Genomic DNA, 16,894 nt, shown 5'->3' on the forward strand with positions numbered 1-16,894 from the left:
GCCGGACGCCGATGAACACCCCAATCCAACCGCACTCCCTCCTCCCCGAGACCACGCCGGCCCAGCGCAACTGGGTCGCGCTGGGCACCGTGGTGCGCCGCGAGGTCAAGCGCATCCTGCGCATCTGGGGCCAGACCCTGGTGCCGCCGGCGATCACCATGACCCTGTACTTCCTGATCTTCGGCGGGCTGATCGGCTCGCGCGTGGGCGACATGGGCGGCTACAGCTACATGCAGTTCATCGTCCCCGGCCTGGTGATGATGAGCGTGATCCAGAACAGCTACGGCAACATCAGCTCCAGTTTCTTCGGCGCCAAGTTCGGCCGCCACGTCGAGGAACTGCTGGTCAGCCCGATGCCGAACTGGGTGATCCTGTGGGGCTACGTGGCCGGCGCGGTGCTGCGCGGACTGATGGTCGGCGTGCTGGTGCTGATCATCGCCATGTTCTTCACCCCGGTGCGCATCCCGCACCCGCTGGTGACGCTGACCACGGTGCTGCTGGGCGCGACGATCTTCTCGCTGGCCGGCTTCATCAACGCCGTCTACGCGAAGAAGTTCGACGACGTCGCCATCGTGCCGACCTTCATCCTGACCCCGCTGACCTACCTGGGCGGCGTGTTCTATTCGGTGAAGCTGCTGCCCGGCTGGGCCGAGGCCGCCACCCATGCCAACCCGATCTTCTACATGGTCAACGCCTTCCGCTACGGCCTGCTCGGCAGCAGCGACGTGCCGGTCTGGGTGGCCTACGCGCTGATGCTGGGCTTCGTCGCGGTGCTCAGCGCGCTGGCGTTGTGGCTGCTCAAGCGCGGAGTGGGATTGCGCAGCTGAGCATGCGCCGCGCCATCGGGCCGCTGTCATTGTGGCTGCTGTGCGGCGCCGCCGCGGTGCCGGCTGCCGCGCCCGCGGCCGGCCAGGACCCGGCCGCGCCGAGCGCCGAGACGCTGTACAGGTTGGGCGAGGCCGATGGCACGCAGCTGGCCCAGGCGCGTTACTGCGAGCTGCCGCCAGCCGAGATGTCCCGCCTTGCCGGCGCGCTGCAGCAGGCCGCGCGAGCGCGCGCGCTGGCCGCGAACGTGACCTTCGATGCGGCCGCGCACGACGCTGCGATGCGTGCCAGCTTCGACGATTTCCGCCAGCTATTGGCCGCCCTCGAGGCGCAGGACGGCGCCCAGGACCTGGCGCAACGCCAGGCGCACTACCGGGAGCAGTGCGCCGAGGTGCGCGCCGGGATCGAGACCCTGATCGGCCCGCTGGCCAAGCAGGACACCAAGGGCTAGCACGGCCCTGCCGGCGGATTCCACGTCGCCACAGGGCACCACCAGACGCGCATCCCGATCCTCGGCGCCGTCGCGACCAGGGCGTATCCGCCGGTGAAGCTACTGCCCGGCTGGGCCGAGACCGCCACCCGCGCCAACCCGATCTTCTATATGGTCAATGTCTTCCGCTACGGCCTGCTCTGCAGCAGCGACGTGCCGGTGTGGGTGGCCTGCGCGCTGATGCTGGGCTTCGTCGCGGTGCTCAGCGCGCTGGCGCTGTGGCTGCTGCGGCATGGGGTGGGGTTGCGCAGCTAGTTGAATGCCGCCCTCGCGCGTGGTGCAGCCAGGGTTGGGGCTTGCGCGCGGCATTGCTATCCTCGGCGCACAGGGGTTTTACCGGCCTGCTTGCAACGGGCCGCACGAGGAGCAAGGAATGAACCGATACACGGCAGTCATCGCGGCGGCACTGCTGGCGAGCGCCAGCGGCGGGGTTCACGCTCAGGACGCGGGCATCGTCAACTTCGGCAAGATCGTCGGCGGCAATGTCGCCAATGGCAAGGCCTGCGGCGCAACGCAGGCGCAGGCCGATGCCTACAAGGCCAAGCAGAAGAAAACGATGCAGGGCCTCTATGCCCAGGCGGCGAACTTCTCCGGCGACTTCGACAACGGCTACAAGCAGGGGCTGCAGAGCATGCAGAAGGTGCATGCCGACGGCACCTACAAGCCCGATGCCGAGCTTTGCAAGCAATTGCTGAACGACATGCGCTGAGCGCATCCCGTCCCCGCCCCCAGAGAATTCCGATGACCGCGATTGTCCCCACGGCGCGCCGCGCCGTTCTCAGCGCCTGCCTGATCCTGATTGCCGCCACGGGCGGCTGCAAACGTTCCGAACCGCAGCCGGCGGCGCATGCCGAGCCCGAAGCGCAGCCCGCAACAGCGGCCGCAGCGCCTTCGGCGGCGCCAGCCGAGAGCGCACGCCGCTTCGACCCAGCCGCCTTGCCGATGTCCGACGCCCCGCTGGGCAGTTTCCCGTATCTCGGCCTTCCCGACGGCTACGTCACCAAGGATGCCCCTGTCCGCAACGACTTCGATCGCGCGCCGTTCTGGACCGGCGACCGGGTCGAATGGGTCGAAGGCAAGATCTACGCGGCCGCGATCGGCACCGCCGACGGCAAGCCCTATTCCCCACTGGAACTGAGCCGCAACATCCAGGCCATGGTGGAAGCGCTGGGCGGCCAGCGCATCGCCAGCGGCCAGTTGCCTGCCGAAGCGAGCAAGGCGATCGGCGACAGCAATGCGGCGGTGACCTACGTCGGCGGCATCGGCGACATCTACAACGAGCCGGCAGACACCTACGTCATCCACCGCGCGGATCGGAACATCTGGATCCACGTGTGCAGCGGCGGCGCCGGCGGCGGCTTGCTGATCGCCGAGACCAAGCCGTTCCAGGCCACCGCCAAGCTGCTGCCGGCCGACGCGCTGCAGCAGCAACTGGCATCCGCAGGCAAGGTCGCCATCCAGGTCAATTTCGCCTCCGATGCGGCGCAGATCCTGCCCGATTCCAAGCCGCAGTTGGAGCAGGTGCTGCAGCTGCTGCAGGCCGATCCGGCGCTGCGCCTGGCGATCAACGGGCATACCGACGACAGCGGCGATGCCGCGCACAACAAGTCCCTGTCCGAATCCCGCGCCGCAGCCGTCGTCGCCTATCTGACCGGCGCCGGGATCGCCGCCGATCGCCTGCGCGCCGCCGGTTTCGGCCAGGAACAGCCGATCGCGCCGAATACTACGGAAGAAGGCAAGGCGCGCAATCGGCGGGTGGAGCTGGTCAAGGTATAGCGGCCGGATCGCGCAACACGTCGCCTTTCCGATCAAGCCGGCCCGCACTTGATGGGTCGCCGCAACACCGCGACTGTGCGTGGTAGTGCATGCTCAGGTTCGATAGCCGGTCAATTCGCCACGGGCGTTACGCGCCACCACGCCCCAGGCGAGTACCGACAGCGACACGATCGCTACTGGCAAGACTCCGCCGCCATGGCTACCACGTGCGTCGGAGTCCGCGCCAGGTTTTCCATTTCAGAGTGCCGGACTGGTGACGTCAGCGTACATGCGGAGTCCGCCTATTCAGCCAGGGTGGGCGTCAACTATTTGACCTGACCGAATGGAAAATGCGCCTGCACTGGCAGACGCAGCCAGCATTCGGATGGATATCGCTCCAATACTTTGAGCATCAGTGCAAAGTGAATCTATTTATGAAATGACGCGTCCAAAGTTTGACCGAATTACGGGATAAGCATTCCACTTCCCGCCAAAACATTAACGCAACATTTCTTGTAACGGCAATATGTTGACGCTAAAGTGGCCATGTCCGAGATACATTGCCATCGATTGTCAGATGCGGACCAAGGATTAGTTTCATATCTGTGCACGTTTTCACTTATGCAACCCACACGCCTACACGCGCCGCGCGGACGTAAGTGTGCTGCCGGTCCAGTGGGCGCCAGAGCCAAGGAGAGGATTCAATGAACAATCAACGCAGGCAGATTCGTTTCGGCCGTAAGCAGCTCGGCCAGGGCATGACCGAATACATCATCATCACCGCACTGATCGCGATCGCGGCGATCGCCGCCGTCACGTTCTTCGGTGGCACCGTGCGCAGCCAAGTCGCGGGTATGTCCAAGGAACTGTCGGGCCAGAGCGCCACGCAGTCGATCAACCGCGCCAAGAACCAGTCCAACAGCGCGCAGACCGAGGCCGACAAGACCAAGGGCATGGACGCTTACAACAACAAGTAATCGAACTTGTTGCGGTAACCGACCCAGGTACCTGGGCAGCGTTTCGCTGCCCAGGTATCCCCAATTATCTTCCGACGTGCCGATGACGACGCTGTAGGGAGTGCATTCGGCAAAGGAATTGCAGATGCGTGCAGCGTTCGCAATCGCGAAGTCGCGCGTGCCGCCCCGTTTCGACGGCAAGCGCGTCATGGCCGGACAAGCCATGGTGCTTGGTCTGGTGCTGATCCTGGTGTTGTGCGTCGGCGCGATCGTGCTGTTCGACAGCGGTCAGGCGGTCAACAAGAAGGTCGAACTCACCAATGCGGCCGATGCCGCCGCGTACAGCGTCGCGGTGCAGCAGGCGCGCGCGCTCAATTTCGCGGCATATATGAATCGCGGCCGCGTGGCCAATGAAGTGGCGATCGCGCAGGCGATCAGCCTGTATTCGTGGATGAACCAGCTTTACATGACGACCATCACCATGCGCATCACGATGGATGCGCTGTCGGCCATTCCCTATGTCGGGCCGATTTTCAAAGCCATCGGCGCCGCATTCAAAGTGGCAGAAAATATATTGAAAGGCGTACGCAAGGAATACAACCCGGCCGCACAGTTGATCGTCACCGCGCTGGACGAACTCAATGGCATCTTCGCCACCGCTGCCACCGCGGTCATCGAAGGCGTCTCGCGAGTGGACGGGATGCTGGTCGCGAAAGATGTGCTGCAACGAAATTCGGCCAATGCCAAGATCGGAGCGGTTGGGTTGGGCGTGCTCGGCGAACAGTTGCTGACCTCGGAAAACAGATTCCTCGATACCCACCGTATCCCGCGCACTGCCGGCGCTGGCAGCGCGGCGCAGCGCGCCGGTGCGGACCGCTTTCGCAATGTTGTAATGCAGTCGCGAGACGGCTTCAGCAAGGATCGCGGCGACAGCTTCGGGATCGGGCTGATCGGCTTCGAGAGCACCGGCGGCACTGACATGGTCGATTACAACCGTTGGGCGGCGCTGGACACCATGTCGCTGGATGTCAAGATTTGGCCGATTGTGGACATCGACCTGCCGCTGGGCTGGGGCGGTGCCCAAGCTGTGGACCGCTACAAGAACCAGCGTTTCCTCAACGGCTTCGGCAACGGCCAGGGCTGGTATTCGGACTGGGACAAGCGTCGCTACCGCCCGTATGGCGACAGCCTGCGCAAGAACGGGTTGGTGGCACGCATGGTCGAGCGCGACGCTAACGTCATGTTCGATGGCGGCCAACACAAGAAGGCCTTCTTCACCGGCTACAACGGTCTGCGCGACTACCACGACGTCAAGAAGAACAAGGCGATGCGGCCGTATGCGAGCAGCGGTAGCGAGATCTTCGACGACAACGCCGGGCCGGTGTTCACCGTCTATGCCGAGACCGACATGCGCAACGCGCGCACCAGCTCTTCCATCGACGGCATCGGCGGACCGGCCGGCTCGCCGATGGCGACCGAGGACAAGGCGCAGAACGGCAAGCTGTCGGCGCTGTCCTCGGCGCAGGTCTACTTCAACCGGCCGCCGAACTACGCGCTGTTCCGCCGTGGCGACAACAAGGTGGAATCCGGCAATCTGTTCAGCCCGTACTGGCAGGCGCGCCTGGTCGATACGCCCAACAGCATCAAGGTCCTGGTGGCGGGAGTCGGCGGAATATGAGCCGTAGTGCGACACGTTTTTGCAATGCACTGTTGCCTGCTGCGCTTGCATTGTGGCTGTGCGGGTGCAGCGCGACGGCCGAAGGCAACGGCGCTGCGGAGGATACCCGCAGCTCGATGCCGCCCATCCATGTCAGACAGACTGTGGAGCTGACCCACAACGGCGTCAACGAAGCGCGCGACAACTACCTCGGCGCGATCCGCGACTGCCAGGCAGGGGGACTGCAGAGCCGTCCGCTGCGCGAAGAAGAGGTCGCCCTGCTGGGAACCACCCGCTACGAACTGTGGTTCGATCGCGACACCGAAGTCGTGCGCCAGACCAGCTGGGAAGTGGCCAACGACGGTGCCGGCGGCAGCTGCCTGTTCCGGCTAGACACCACCGGATCCCAGGAAACCACCACGGCGAAGCGTTACCAGCAGGTCGACCTAGCCACCGGCGAACACAGTGACGACGCGGCGCCCGACGATGCGTTGGCGCGCTACCCGGCGGAGAAGAGCGAGGCGATCGCGCTCGCCGGATTCAGTGGACCGACGCAACGCACCGTCGCCGGCCAGCCGTGCAACGAGTGGGTCAAGCCTTCTGGCCTGCGCCAGTGCGTGTGGTCGGGCGGCGCCAAGTGGGGCTTCACGCCAGAACCCTTGAACGAATACCGCCCCAATCGCGGCTTCATCGTGCTCGAGCAGACGCCCGGCAGCGACCCGGACTACACGGTCACCACCCAGGTCATCAGCGTCGGCAAGCCGTTCGATCGGGCCGCGCTGGAAGCCCCGCGCGCGCGCGGAAAGATCAACTAGCGAGTTGCAAGGAGCGAGCATGCGCCAGCGACGACAACCACGCCTGCGCGGACGCCAGGACGGCCAGAGCCTCACCGAAGCGGCGGTGCTATGCGTCGTGCTGGTGCCGCTGTTTCTGCTGATCCCGATCATGGGCAAGTACATCCACCTGCGCCAGACCACGCAGCAGGCTGCGCGCGCTGCGGCCTGGGAAGCGACCGTGGCCAAGGACTACACGCTCCCGGCGACCGCGCGCATGCGCGACCTGACCGTGGATCGCCATTTCGGCAAGGCCGATGCGCAGATCGTCAGCCGCGCCAGTACCGGCAATGCCCGCGACCGCGTCGAGAACCCGCTGCTCAATACGTTCTCCAACCAGACGCTGGTCGAGCGCGGCGACATCCGCGTGGATGCGTACAAGAACGAGCGCTCTTCCGGCATTCTCGACCGCATCGGCGGGCTGCTCAGCAAGATCCCCGGCAATTTCCCGCCGAACGACAAGGGCCTGGTCACCTCCAACCTCAGCGTCAGCGTGCAGGACCTGAAGCTCGCCAATGGCGGCGCGGCATCGTTCCTGGAACCGTTCGACCAACTGGGCCTGCGCATGCAGGCCAGCAACACGCTGCTGGCCGATCCGTGGAATGCCGCCGGACCTGGTAGCGGCAACAACCCGGCCAAGCGCTCTGTCGTCGGCCAGGTACGCACACTGGTGCCGGCTTCGCACCTGAGCGATGCAGCCAAGATGTTCGACGGCCTGAGCATCATTCCCATCGTCGGCACCATCAGCAGGTTCGATCCGGGCTATATCGCGCCGGACGTGGTCCCGGTCGACAAGCTGGAACCGTATGCCAAGGCACGTTGACCGCAGCCTGTTGTTGGCGCTGGCGCTGCTGGCGCCGGCGCTGGCATGCGCCGCCGACTGGCCCGACGTGCCCGAACCCGAAGGCGCCAAGGGCGAGTGGGTATCCAAGCACATGATCTACAACGGCCTGCACATGCGCTCCTCGCGCTACACCGCGAACGAGTCGCCGCAGCAACTGGTGGCGTTCTACTGGAAGCAGTGGCCCGGCCAGGTGGTGGTCAACGAGGTCGGCAGCAAGACCATCGTCGGCCATGCCGAGGGCGAGCACTACGTCACTATCGAGATCACCGGCGCCGGCGCCGGCAGCGAGGCCCAGGTCGGCATCGTGCGCCTGCTCAAGGAGAAGCCGCGCAAGGCGCCCGGCGCGGATTTCCTGAAGCCTTCCGGCACCACGGTGGTCAACGACATCGAGTACCTGGACAACCCCGGGCGCACGCTGGCCCTGGAAAGCCCGCTCTCGCCGTACCAGGGCGATGCGTTCTATCGCAATCGGCTGCCGGCCGAAGGCTGGACCCAGCAGTCCTCAGCCACCGCCTGCTCGATGATTTCCAACAGCTGCGTCAGCAGCTACAGCAAGGGCAAGCAGCAGATGACCCTCACTTTCAACCGCCGCGAGAAGGGAACTTCCATCGTGGTCAACCAGCTCCAGCAATGAGGATGAACGCCTTGAGACCTGTTTCCCTGTCGTCCGTCCGGCACCAACGCGGCGCGGCCCTGATCGAGTACAGCATCGTCACGCTGTTGGCGGTGACCGTGCTGGTGGCCCAGCCCAATATCGTCCTGGAGTTGGTCGAGTCGCTGCGCAAGGCCTATTCCAGCTTCACCTACGCGCTGTCGCTGGGGTGGCTATGAAAGCGGCCGGGTTCAAGCCGAACCGCAATCTGCTGTTCATTGTGGTCGCACTGGGCCTGGGCGTGCTGGCCGCGTTCGTCGCGGTGCGCTATGTGCAGGGCGCGGTCGCCGCACGCACCGCCAAGGTTGGCGAAACGGTGACAGTGGCGGTTCCCAAGTCCGACATGGAACCGGGTACGGTGGTCACCACATCGGATCTGGCGGTGCGCGAGGTTCCGGCCGACCTGCAGCCGGCGGATGCGGTGACCCCTGAAAACGTGGACCAGTTCAGCGGGCGCGTCCTGCGGGCGCCGGTGCGCCAGGGCGCGCCGCTTGGCGCCAGCGCGCTGGTGCCGCTGTACGACCAGTTCTCGCGGGTGATCAAGCCGGGCAACGTCGGCTACACCTTGCCGGTGGACGAGACAAATTCGATCTCGGGGATGATCGCCCCCGGCGACCATGTCGACATCCTGCTGACCGTGGAGCAGGAAAACGCGGGGTCGCGCGTCATCCCGCTGCTGGAGAACATCAACGTGCTGGCCACTGGCAATCGCGTCGGCGACACGCCGGTGCAGGAAGACCAGCAAGGGTTTTCCAACATCACCCTGGAACTGAATCCGCAGCAGGCCGAGCGGCTGACCGTGGCGGCCAAGGCCGGAGCGATGCGGGTCATGTTGCGCCAGGTCGAAGACCGCAATCCGTTCGGCCTCAATGGCATGACCCAAAAGGAACTGCTCGGCACCGCCAAGGCGGGCGGCGGCGGCAGTGGTGTCGAATTCATCATCGGAGGCAAGGGCTGACGCATGCGCAGGACTACATGGAGTGTTTCGTTCCTTCCCATGCTCGCCGCGGCGACCATGACCGTGACCGGCTACGCGCAGACACAGCAGCAGACCGGGCTGGTTCCGCTGCCGGTCCAGGTCGCGCCCGAACCCAGGACCCAAGCCCCGCAGCCGGCCACCGGCAACCAGGCACCGGTGCCGATGGGTAGCAGCGGCTTCCCGGAACCGGTTCCGGATCCGGCGTATCGCCGCGCCGCCGGCAGCGCGGTGGTCACGCCGTTGCCCGAGCGCGCGCGCATCTATGCCGGCCAGGCCGCCGTGCACAGCCTGCCGCAGGCACTCAAGCGCGTGGCCGTCGGCAACGGCGAGCTGGTCCAGGTGACCAATATCGGCAAGCGCGAGCTGGTCATCATCGGCCAGAAGCCGGGCGCGACCAGCGTGCATCTGTGGCTGCAGGACGGGCGCCAGATCGACGTGCCGGTGGAAGTGATGGAAGGCAACGCGCCTGCGACGGTGGAGACGGTGCGCACCCTGCTCGCCGACGTGCCCAACCTGGGCGTGCATGCGGTGGCCGACCGCGTGGTGATCACCGGCCAAGACATCAACCCCGGCGTAGCCAAGCGTATCGAGGCGCTGCAGAAGCTGTATCCGAGCCTGCTCGACTTCACCTCCGCCGACCCGGTCGGGATGCGTCCGATGGTGCTGATGGATGTGAAGATCATGGAGTTCGACAGCAATGCGCTGGAAGAACTCGGCATTCAGTGGGACAACGTGATCCAGGGGCCGGTGGGCGGGTTGCTGAAAGACTTCACCACCAATGACTACTACCGGATCAACCCGCAAGGCAGCCCAGCTGCCGGCGCGGTCCTGCCCAATCGCGTGCCAGGCACCCAGGCCTTCTTCGGTATCGCCACCCAGATCGGCTCGGCGATCAATCTGCTGATGAACAAGGGCAAGGCGTTCCTGCTGGCCTCGCCGCAACTGAGCGCGCGCAGCGGCGGCCAGGCCAAGTTCCTGGTCGGCGGCGAGGTGCCGATTCCGATCCCACAGGGCTTCGGCCAAGTCACCGTGGATTTCAAGGAGTACGGCATCAAGCTCGATATCGAGCCGCTGGTCAACGGCAACCAGGAAATCTCCACCCGCCTGCTGGCCGAGGTGAGCCGCATCGACCCGACCGTCACCGTGCAGGGCGTGCCCGGCTTCACCACCCGGCGTACCGAGTCCGAGTTGAACGTGCGGGCCGGCGAAACCATCGTCATCTCCGGCCTGATCGATTCCAGCGCGCAGCAGGACGCGAAGAAGTTCCCGCTACTGGGCGAGATCCCGATCCTGGGCAAGCTGTTCCGCTCCGACGGCTTTCGCGGCAACCGCACCGAGCTGGTGATGTTCGTGACCCCGCGCATCATCACCCCCGATTCGCAGGAAAACCTCGACGGCCTCGAGCGCGCGCGCAAGATCCAGGAGCGCGGCCAAGAAACCATGCCCAAACGCAGCAAGGAATACGTCCAGTAGTCCGCCTTCCCCCGCTCTCCGTAGATACGACGCCATGTTCAATATCCTCATCGATACGCCGAACCGGGACCAGCGCCATGTGCGCTGCCTGCATCGCGAATGCGGCATCGGCCGCGGCGACGGCAATCTGGTGGTGCTGCAAGGCTGGAGCATCGCGCAGCAACATGCGGCGCTGAAGCGCGAGGACGCCGGCATCTTCATCGAAGCCTTCGGCGGACGCGCCTCGGTGCTGGTCAACGGCGAGAAGGTATCTGGCAGCCGTGGTCCGTTGAGCAGCCGCGACCTGGTGCAGATCGGCGACTACCGCCTGCAGGTGGTCGGCGACGAGCCGGAAGCGGCCCCGCCGCGCCACGATCCGGCGACATTCAACGCGCCTGCCGCGGCACCGCTCGCCGACCCGGCGACCGCCGCGGCCAACCAGCCGATGGCCGACGTGCAGGCGCAGCAGCAACTGGCACGGCCCCAGGATCTGCCGCCGGATATCGCGGTCTATCGCGCCCAGGTCCACGCCTCGCTGGTCAAGCAGATGGATCTGCGCCGCCTGGACGTGCGCAGCATGGGCGACGACGCCCTGCGTACGGCCACGATCGCGCTGATCGACGACGTGCTGGAGCGCGAGTTCGCCAACCTGCCGAAGACGATCAACCGCCGGCGCCTGGCCAAGGAAGTACTGGACGAGGCGATCGGCCTGGGGCCGCTGGAGGACCTGATCGAGGACAACACGGTGACCGAGATCATGGTCAACGCCTACGACCAGATCTTCATCGAGCGCGCCGGCCGCATCGAGCAGTCGCCGGTGTGCTTCACCAGCGATCGCGCGGTGCTGTCGGCGATCGAACGCATCGTCACCCCGCTCGGGCGGCGCATCGACGAGAGCTCGCCGATGGTCGATGCGCGCCTGAAGGACGGCTCGCGCGTCAACGCGATCATTCCGCCGATCGCGCTGCGCGGCCCCAGCATCAGCATCCGCAAGTTCTCCAAGCGCAAGCTGGAGGGCAAGGACCTGATCGACTTCGGCTCGCTCAACGCGCCGATGCTGGAATTCCTGATCATGGCGGTGCGCGAGCGGCGCAACATCGTGGTCACCGGCGGCACCGGCTCGGGCAAGACCACGCTGCTCAACATCCTGTCCAACTTCATCCCCGACACCGACCGCATCGTCACCATCGAGGACGCGGCCGAACTGAAGCTGGTACAGCCGAACCTGGTCGCGCTGGAGGCGCGCCCGCCGAACATGGAAGGCAAGGGCCACATCTCGATCCGCGACCTGGTCCGCAACGCGTTGCGCATGCGCCCGGACCGCATCGTGGTCGGCGAGTGCCGCGGCGGCGAAGCGCTGGACATGCTGCAGGCGATGAATACCGGCCACGAGGGTTCGCTGACCACCGCGCACGCCAACAATCCGCGCGAGGCGCTGTCGCGCCTGGAAGTGATGGTGATGATGGCCGGCATGGAACTGCCGATGACCGTGGTGCGCGAACAGATCTCCTCGGCGGTGGACTTGATCGTGCACCAGAAGCGCTTCCCCTGCGGCTCCCGCAAGGTCAGCCACATCACCGAGATCACCGGCGTGGAAAGCGGCACCATCCAGCTGCAGGACGTGTTCCTGTTCAAGGCCAGGTCCAGCGCCGGCCGCGACGGCAAGGTCACCGGCGACTTCATCGCCACCGGCGCGGTGCCCGAGTTCTACGAGGAACTGGCCGAACGCGGCGTGCCGGTGGACCTGTCGATCTTCCGCAACGGCGGCCAGGGCAATGGATAACATCTGGCTGGTCGCCCTGCTCGCGTTCAGCTGCGTCACCGTCTCCGGACTGTTGCTGGTGCGGGCCAGCGCGAATTTCATGCAGCGCTACCACGAGCGCTTCGTGGATACGGCGCGGCTGAACCTAGCCGACATGTTCCTGTTCGTCGACCCGCAGATGCTGTTCGTGGCCAACGGCGTGGTGCTGGCGCTGATCCCGCTGCTGCTGTGGCTGATCAGCGGCAACCTGCTGCTGCCGGTGGTCGCGGTGATCGTGCTGGCGGTGGCGCCGCGCAAGATCTACCTGTGGCTGAAGCAGCGGCGGCTGGACCAGATCCAGCAACAGCTGCCCGACAGCCTGCTGATGATGTCCGGCAGCCTGCGCGCCGGCGTCGGCTTCAATCCGGCGCTGGAAGCGCTGGCCCATGACGGGCAACCGCCGCTGGCGCAGGAACTGGCGCTGATCCTGCGCGAGCAGCACATGGGCGTGCGTACCGATGAGGCGCTGGAAAACTTCGCCGCGCGCGTCCCGATTCCCGACGTCAAGCTGTTCGTCGCCGCGGTGGGCATTTCGCGCGAGGTCGGCGGCAACCTGGCGGAAAGCCTGTCAACCCTGGCCGAGACCCTGCGCCGCAAATTGATCATGGAAGGCAAGGTCAAGGCACTGACCGCCCAGGGCAAATTGCAGGGCATCGTGATGGCGATGCTGCCGGCCGGCCTGGTCGGCTTCCTGGTGCTGTTCTACCCGGAAACGATGAACCCGATGTTCCATACCCTGCTCGGCTGGTGCGTTATCGCGCTGATGTGCGTGCTCGAGTACCTGGGTTACCGCATGTGCCGCAAGATCATGACGATCGACATATGAACTGGATGCTCGCCCTGGTCGCGCTGCTGGCGCTGGCCGCCGTTGGCCTGGTGATGTTCGCGCTGCGCGGGCTGCTGCAGGCGGTGCCGCAGGACGATCGCAACTACCAGGATCCGCTGCCGTCGGCATTGCGCCTGCTGTGGCCGCTGGTCACTGCCGCCACGCACCTGGTCGGCCCGCGGCTCAAGTCCGCGCAACTGGAGCGCGCGCACCGCAGCCTGCAGTCGGCCGGGCAGGACTTCGTGCTGACGCCGGAGGAACTGTACGGCACGCGCATCGTCGCCGCCTGCGCGGTCAGCGTGGTGTTCGCCGTCATCGTGATGCTGCTGGGCAAGTTCAGCATGGGCGCGCTGTCGATGTGCCTGCTGTTCGGCATCCCGCTGGGCTGGATGTATCCGACGCTGTGGCTGGGCGAACGGCGCAAGCAGCGCAGCAAGCACGTCGTGCGCGACCTGCCGACGTTCCTGGACTTCATCACCATGGCAGTGGAGGCCGGCCTGAACATCACCGGGGCCATCGAACAATCGGTGCAGAAAGGCCCGCCCGGACCGCTGTCGCAGGAGTTCTCGCGGATGCTGCGCGACCTGCGCGCCGGCCTGCCGCGCGCCGAGGCGCTGCGGCGCATGGCCGACCGCATGGACATCTCGCAGATCTCCAACTTCACCAGCGCGCTGATCCAGGCCGACCGGGTCGGCGCCAGCCTCAGCGAAACGCTACGCTCGCAGGCCATGCAGCGCCGCGAGGAACGCTTCCTGCGCGCCGAGAAACTGGCCCTGGAAGCCCCAGTGAAGATGATGCTGCCGCTGGTGCTGTTCTTCTTCCCGCTGATCTTCGTGGTGCTGGCCTATTTCATCTATCTGCAGATGAAGCAGCAGGGGATCCTGTGAGGTGCGGCACGCTGCGCCGCGAGGGCGAGGTGCTGCTGCACAGCGTGTGGCGCGCCGACACCTGGTGGCTGCGCCTGCGCGGCCTGCTCGGGCGCGCGCCGCTGCAGTCCGGCCAGGGCCTGTTGATCGAGCCCTGCAACAGCGTGCACACCTTCGCCATGGGCTACCCGCTGGATCTGCTGTTCTTCGACCGCGACGGCCATGTGCTGGAGTGGCGCGAGCGCATCAGGCCATGGCGCGGCGCCGCCTGCCTGCGCGCGCACGCCACGCTGGAACTGGCGGCAGGCAGCCTGCAGGCGCTGCAACCGACGCGCGGCGAGCGCCTGGCCTGGTGGCCGGCCGAAGCTTCCGCCGCATCCCGACCGACCGCGCTTGCAGGAGAACGTCCATGAACGCATTGCGTCACGTGCCGCGCCGGCAACGCGGCCAGTCCCTGGTCGAGTTCTGCGTGGTGGTGCCCACCTTCCTGTTCCTGGTGCTGGTGATCTTCCAGTTCATCCTGATCTATCGCGCCAAGACCGTGCTGGACTACGCCACGTTCCAGGCGGCGCGCGCCGGCGCGGTGAGCGGGGTGAAGCGGGGCGACATGCAGGACGCGCTCGCCGGCGGCCTGACGCCGCTGTTCGTGCAGTCGCCGGACACCGCCAACGCGCTGCTCACCAAGCAGAAGATCAAGCTGACCGAGGTGCTGATCTTCTCCAAGATCGAAGTGATCTCGCCGACGCGCGCGGCCTTCAACGAATTCCGCGAACGCCAGTACGACGGCCGCTACGCGCTGCCCAACGACAGCCTGGCGTTCCGCAACGCCAACATCGGCGGCAGCCAGGTCAACGTGCAGGACGCCAACATCCTGAAGATCAAGGTCACCTACCAGATGCCGCTGATCGTGCCGTTCGTCGACCGCGTCATCGTCGGCCTGTCGGATCTGGTCAGCGGCGGCGAAAGCTATCGGCCGGTCTCGATGTTGATCGAGGAGCCGATCAGCGGCCATCGCCGCATGCCGATCGAGTCCTACGCGGTGGTGCGCATGCAGTCGCCCATCTACGACAGCGGCAACCTTGCGCGCTGAACGGCTGGCCGCGGCGTTGCTGGCCGGCACGCTGTGCCTCGTCAGTGCCCCGTCGCGGTCCCAAGCGACGGACGCGGCGGCAGAAGGGCCACCGCCGCCGCAGGCCAGGCTGCAGGGACGCGCGTACGGCTTCGGTCCGCTGGGTCCGAAGCAGGCCGGCGACTCGGTCCAGGTGGAGGTGCGCCTGCGTGGCGAAGCGATCCGCATCGACTTCGTCGGCGCGCACGCGCCTGACGCCTACCTGGTCGCGCCCGGCACCCGCGGCCGCGCCTGGCTGATCAGCCGCTCCGGCGACTACCGGCTTCCGGTCGCCGACGCCAGCGGGCCTTACTGGTACGACCCCAAGGACCCCTGCGCACGGATCGGCGGGCGTTGCGCGCCGGCGCCCGGGGAGTTCATCGCCGGCCGCCTCGCCGCGGGCTGGCGCTACCAATCCGCCACGCAAGGACCCGACGGGACCACCACCGGCACGCTGTGGCTGGACGGCAACGGCCTGTTGCTCGGCTACCGCGGCCGCATCGGGAACCGACGCGACGAACGCAGCCTGCGTGTGGACACGGTCAGCTACGAACCCGTGCCCGCCGATGCCTTCGAGCCGCCGGAAGGCTTGCGCACGCCGGGCACGGCCGCACCGCGGCGCTGAACCCAGCCGGCGCCGCTGCTACCATCGGCGCATGCGCATCCTGATCCTCGGCGCCGGCGCGACCGGCGGCTACTTCGGCGGACGCCTGGCCCAGGCCGGCGCCGACGTCACCTTCCTGGTCCGCCCGGCGCGGGCCGAGCGCCTGCAGCGCGACGGCTTGCGCATCCGCAGCCCGCGCGGCGATGCCGACGTTGCGGTGGCCACCCTGACCGCCGATACGTTGCCCGCAACGGCCGCCGCGCGGCCGTTCGACCTGGCGATCCTCAGCTGCAAGGCATACGACCTGGGCAGCGCACTGGACGCGCTGGCGCCGGCAATGGGCACCGGCACCGCGCTGCTGCCGATCCTCAACGGCCTGCGCCACTACCCGCTGCTGGACGCGCGCTTCGGCGCCGACCGCGTGCTCGGCGGCCTGTGCTTCATCAGCGCCACGCTGGGCGCGGACGGCGCCATCGAGCACCTGGCCAAGCCGGCCTCGCTGACCTTCGGCGAGCGCGACGGGCGCGGCGCCGACAGCGCCCGCGTGCGCGACCTGGCCGCCGCCTGCACGCAGGCCGGCATCGACCATGTCGCCACGCCCCGGATCGCGCAGGAACAGTGGATCAAGTACACCTTCCTGACCGCGCTGGCCGCGGCCACCTGCCTGATGCGCGCGCCGACCGGCCGCATCGTCGCCAGCGACGACGGCGTGGCGCTGTTGCGCGGGCTGTATGCCGAATGCACGGCGGTCGCCGCCGCCGCCGGCGAACCGGTGCCGGAAGCGGCGCAGGCCAGCGCGCTGCAGCTGCTGACCCAACCCGGCTCGCCGATGAAGGCCTCGATGCTGCGCGACCTGGAAGCCGGGCAGCAGGTGGAAGCGCAGCACATCGTCGGCGACATGCTGGCCCGCGCCCGCGCCGCCGGCCATGCCGCACCGTGGCTGCTGGCCGCGTACTGCCATCTGCAGGCCTACCAGGCCGGGTTGGCGCAAGGCTGAAGGTAGGGCGGCGGGCGACGCCGCCACGGTGACGCGCCTCGCAGCGGGGCGGCTCACGCCTGCAGCCCCCCGCACACCGCCATGCGTTTTGTGCAAGTGGGCCCGGCCGCGACAAGCGCGGCATGCGCCGGTCCGGCGGGCACGCGTCGGGACTGAAGTCCCTCCCACAGTGCGCCCGGCCGGCCATCGCGCCTCTTCGCGCCCCGCTGACGCCCGCCGCGCCTATGCTCGCCGACCTGACCACGGCAA

Annotated in this window: 19 protein-coding genes and 1 pseudogene; all 20 read left to right on the forward strand. The window is 66.9% G+C overall.

Annotated features, from left to right (window positions below; genetic code table 11):
* Positions 1-11 precede the first annotated feature (11 nt).
* Positions 12-827, forward strand: a complete 816-nt coding sequence (locus NRY95_21435; GenBank protein UYC16205.1) for an ABC transporter permease — start codon at positions 12-14, stop codon at positions 825-827.
* Positions 828-829: 2 nt separating this feature from the next.
* Positions 830-1,276 carry a hypothetical protein gene (locus NRY95_21440; GenBank protein ID UYC16206.1) on the forward strand — a complete coding sequence of 149 codons (447 nt, stop codon included), beginning with the start codon at positions 830-832 and terminating at the stop codon, positions 1,274-1,276.
* Between the two features lie 93 nt (positions 1,277-1,369).
* A pseudogene (locus tag NRY95_21445) lies at positions 1,370-1,570 on the forward strand (ABC transporter permease).
* Positions 1,571-1,574: 4 nt separating this feature from the next.
* Entirely contained in the window at positions 1,575-2,024 is a 450-nt protein-coding gene (locus NRY95_21450; protein UYC16207.1) for a hypothetical protein, read from the forward strand.
* Between the two features lie 233 nt (positions 2,025-2,257).
* Positions 2,258-3,091, forward strand: coding sequence for an OmpA family protein (locus NRY95_21455; GenBank protein ID UYC16208.1), 834 nt, complete (start codon positions 2,258-2,260; stop codon positions 3,089-3,091).
* Between the two features lie 683 nt (positions 3,092-3,774).
* Positions 3,775-4,047, forward strand: a complete 273-nt coding sequence (locus NRY95_21460; protein ID UYC16209.1) for a pilus assembly protein — start codon at positions 3,775-3,777, stop codon at positions 4,045-4,047.
* A gap of 124 nt (positions 4,048-4,171) precedes the next feature.
* A complete protein-coding gene (locus NRY95_21465; protein ID UYC16210.1) occupies positions 4,172-5,704 on the forward strand; it encodes a pilus assembly protein TadG-related protein in 1,533 nt (510 codons plus the stop codon).
* A 116-nt stretch (positions 5,705-5,820) separates the two neighbouring features.
* On the forward strand, positions 5,821-6,498 hold the full coding sequence (locus tag NRY95_21470; GenBank protein ID UYC16211.1) for a hypothetical protein: 678 nt from the start codon (positions 5,821-5,823) through the stop codon (positions 6,496-6,498).
* A 19-nt stretch (positions 6,499-6,517) separates the two neighbouring features.
* Complete coding sequence (locus tag NRY95_21475; GenBank protein UYC16212.1) at positions 6,518-7,339, forward strand: pilus assembly protein; 822 nt, start codon at positions 6,518-6,520, stop codon at positions 7,337-7,339.
* Positions 7,323-7,994: a hypothetical protein gene (locus tag NRY95_21480; GenBank protein UYC16213.1), complete on the forward strand. Its 672-nt coding sequence runs from the start codon at positions 7,323-7,325 to the stop codon at positions 7,992-7,994. Before NRY95_21475 ends, NRY95_21480 begins: the two co-directional genes overlap by 17 nt.
* A gap of 11 nt (positions 7,995-8,005) precedes the next feature.
* Positions 8,006-8,191, forward strand: coding sequence for a hypothetical protein (locus NRY95_21485; GenBank protein UYC16214.1), 186 nt, complete (start codon positions 8,006-8,008; stop codon positions 8,189-8,191).
* Entirely contained in the window at positions 8,188-8,970 is a 783-nt protein-coding gene (gene cpaB / locus NRY95_21490) for a Flp pilus assembly protein CpaB (protein ID UYC16215.1), read from the forward strand. Before NRY95_21485 ends, cpaB begins: the two co-directional genes overlap by 4 nt.
* 39 nt (positions 8,971-9,009) lie before the next feature.
* Positions 9,010-10,464 (forward strand): pilus assembly protein N-terminal domain-containing protein, encoded by a 1,455-nt coding sequence (locus NRY95_21495; protein ID UYC16216.1) that lies wholly within the window; start codon positions 9,010-9,012, stop codon positions 10,462-10,464.
* Positions 10,465-10,498: 34 nt separating this feature from the next.
* Positions 10,499-12,226: an ATPase, T2SS/T4P/T4SS family gene (locus tag NRY95_21500; GenBank protein ID UYC16217.1), complete on the forward strand. Its 1,728-nt coding sequence runs from the start codon at positions 10,499-10,501 to the stop codon at positions 12,224-12,226.
* Positions 12,219-13,070, forward strand: a complete 852-nt coding sequence (locus NRY95_21505) for a type II secretion system F family protein (GenBank protein UYC16218.1) — start codon at positions 12,219-12,221, stop codon at positions 13,068-13,070. The genes NRY95_21500 and NRY95_21505 overlap by 8 nt, the downstream gene beginning before the upstream one ends.
* Positions 13,067-13,957 (forward strand): type II secretion system F family protein, encoded by an 891-nt coding sequence (locus tag NRY95_21510; protein ID UYC16219.1) that lies wholly within the window; start codon positions 13,067-13,069, stop codon positions 13,955-13,957. The genes NRY95_21505 and NRY95_21510 overlap by 4 nt, the downstream gene beginning before the upstream one ends.
* Entirely contained in the window at positions 13,954-14,349 is a 396-nt protein-coding gene (locus NRY95_21515; GenBank protein UYC16220.1) for a DUF192 domain-containing protein, read from the forward strand. Before NRY95_21510 ends, NRY95_21515 begins: the two co-directional genes overlap by 4 nt.
* Positions 14,346-15,026, forward strand: coding sequence for a pilus assembly protein (locus tag NRY95_21520; protein UYC16221.1), 681 nt, complete (start codon positions 14,346-14,348; stop codon positions 15,024-15,026). Before NRY95_21515 ends, NRY95_21520 begins: the two co-directional genes overlap by 4 nt.
* Complete coding sequence (locus NRY95_21525) at positions 15,016-15,669, forward strand: hypothetical protein (protein UYC16222.1); 654 nt, start codon at positions 15,016-15,018, stop codon at positions 15,667-15,669. The genes NRY95_21520 and NRY95_21525 overlap by 11 nt, the downstream gene beginning before the upstream one ends.
* A 31-nt stretch (positions 15,670-15,700) precedes the next feature.
* Positions 15,701-16,645 carry a 2-dehydropantoate 2-reductase gene (gene panE / locus NRY95_21530; protein ID UYC16223.1) on the forward strand — a complete coding sequence of 315 codons (945 nt, stop codon included), beginning with the start codon at positions 15,701-15,703 and terminating at the stop codon, positions 16,643-16,645.
* The last annotated feature ends 249 nt before the right edge of the window (positions 16,646-16,894 follow it).

This window comes from Xanthomonas campestris pv. phormiicola, assembly GCA_025666215.1.
Classification (GTDB): domain Bacteria; phylum Pseudomonadota; class Gammaproteobacteria; order Xanthomonadales; family Xanthomonadaceae; genus Xanthomonas_A; species Xanthomonas_A campestris_A.

What these genes read in the sequence shown, in the direction of transcription:
- NRY95_21520 (UYC16221.1), top strand. Translation starts at nt 14,346, where the DNA reads ATGAACGCATTGCGTCACGTGCCGCGCCGGCAACGCGGCCAGTCCCTG.
- NRY95_21440 (UYC16206.1), top strand. Translation starts at nt 830, where the DNA reads ATGCGCCGCGCCATCGGGCCGCTGTCATTGTGGCTGCTGTGCGGCGCC.
- cpaB (UYC16215.1), top strand. Translation starts at nt 8,188, where the DNA reads ATGAAAGCGGCCGGGTTCAAGCCGAACCGCAATCTGCTGTTCATTGTG.
- NRY95_21500 (UYC16217.1), top strand. Translation starts at nt 10,499, where the DNA reads ATGTTCAATATCCTCATCGATACGCCGAACCGGGACCAGCGCCATGTG.
- NRY95_21470 (UYC16211.1), top strand. Translation starts at nt 5,821, where the DNA reads ATGCCGCCCATCCATGTCAGACAGACTGTGGAGCTGACCCACAACGGC.
- NRY95_21435 (UYC16205.1), top strand. Translation starts at nt 12, where the DNA reads ATGAACACCCCAATCCAACCGCACTCCCTCCTCCCCGAGACCACGCCG.
- NRY95_21505 (UYC16218.1), top strand. Translation starts at nt 12,219, where the DNA reads ATGGATAACATCTGGCTGGTCGCCCTGCTCGCGTTCAGCTGCGTCACC.
- NRY95_21510 (UYC16219.1), top strand. Translation starts at nt 13,067, where the DNA reads ATGAACTGGATGCTCGCCCTGGTCGCGCTGCTGGCGCTGGCCGCCGTT.
- panE (UYC16223.1), top strand. Translation starts at nt 15,701, where the DNA reads ATGCGCATCCTGATCCTCGGCGCCGGCGCGACCGGCGGCTACTTCGGC.
- NRY95_21480 (UYC16213.1), top strand. Translation starts at nt 7,323, where the DNA reads ATGCCAAGGCACGTTGACCGCAGCCTGTTGTTGGCGCTGGCGCTGCTG.
- NRY95_21475 (UYC16212.1), top strand. Translation starts at nt 6,518, where the DNA reads ATGCGCCAGCGACGACAACCACGCCTGCGCGGACGCCAGGACGGCCAG.
- NRY95_21495 (UYC16216.1), top strand. Translation starts at nt 9,010, where the DNA reads ATGCTCGCCGCGGCGACCATGACCGTGACCGGCTACGCGCAGACACAG.
- NRY95_21460 (UYC16209.1), top strand. Translation starts at nt 3,775, where the DNA reads ATGAACAATCAACGCAGGCAGATTCGTTTCGGCCGTAAGCAGCTCGGC.
- NRY95_21465 (UYC16210.1), top strand. Translation starts at nt 4,172, where the DNA reads ATGCGTGCAGCGTTCGCAATCGCGAAGTCGCGCGTGCCGCCCCGTTTC.
- NRY95_21450 (UYC16207.1), top strand. Translation starts at nt 1,575, where the DNA reads ATGCCGCCCTCGCGCGTGGTGCAGCCAGGGTTGGGGCTTGCGCGCGGC.
- NRY95_21455 (UYC16208.1), top strand. Translation starts at nt 2,258, where the DNA reads ATGTCCGACGCCCCGCTGGGCAGTTTCCCGTATCTCGGCCTTCCCGAC.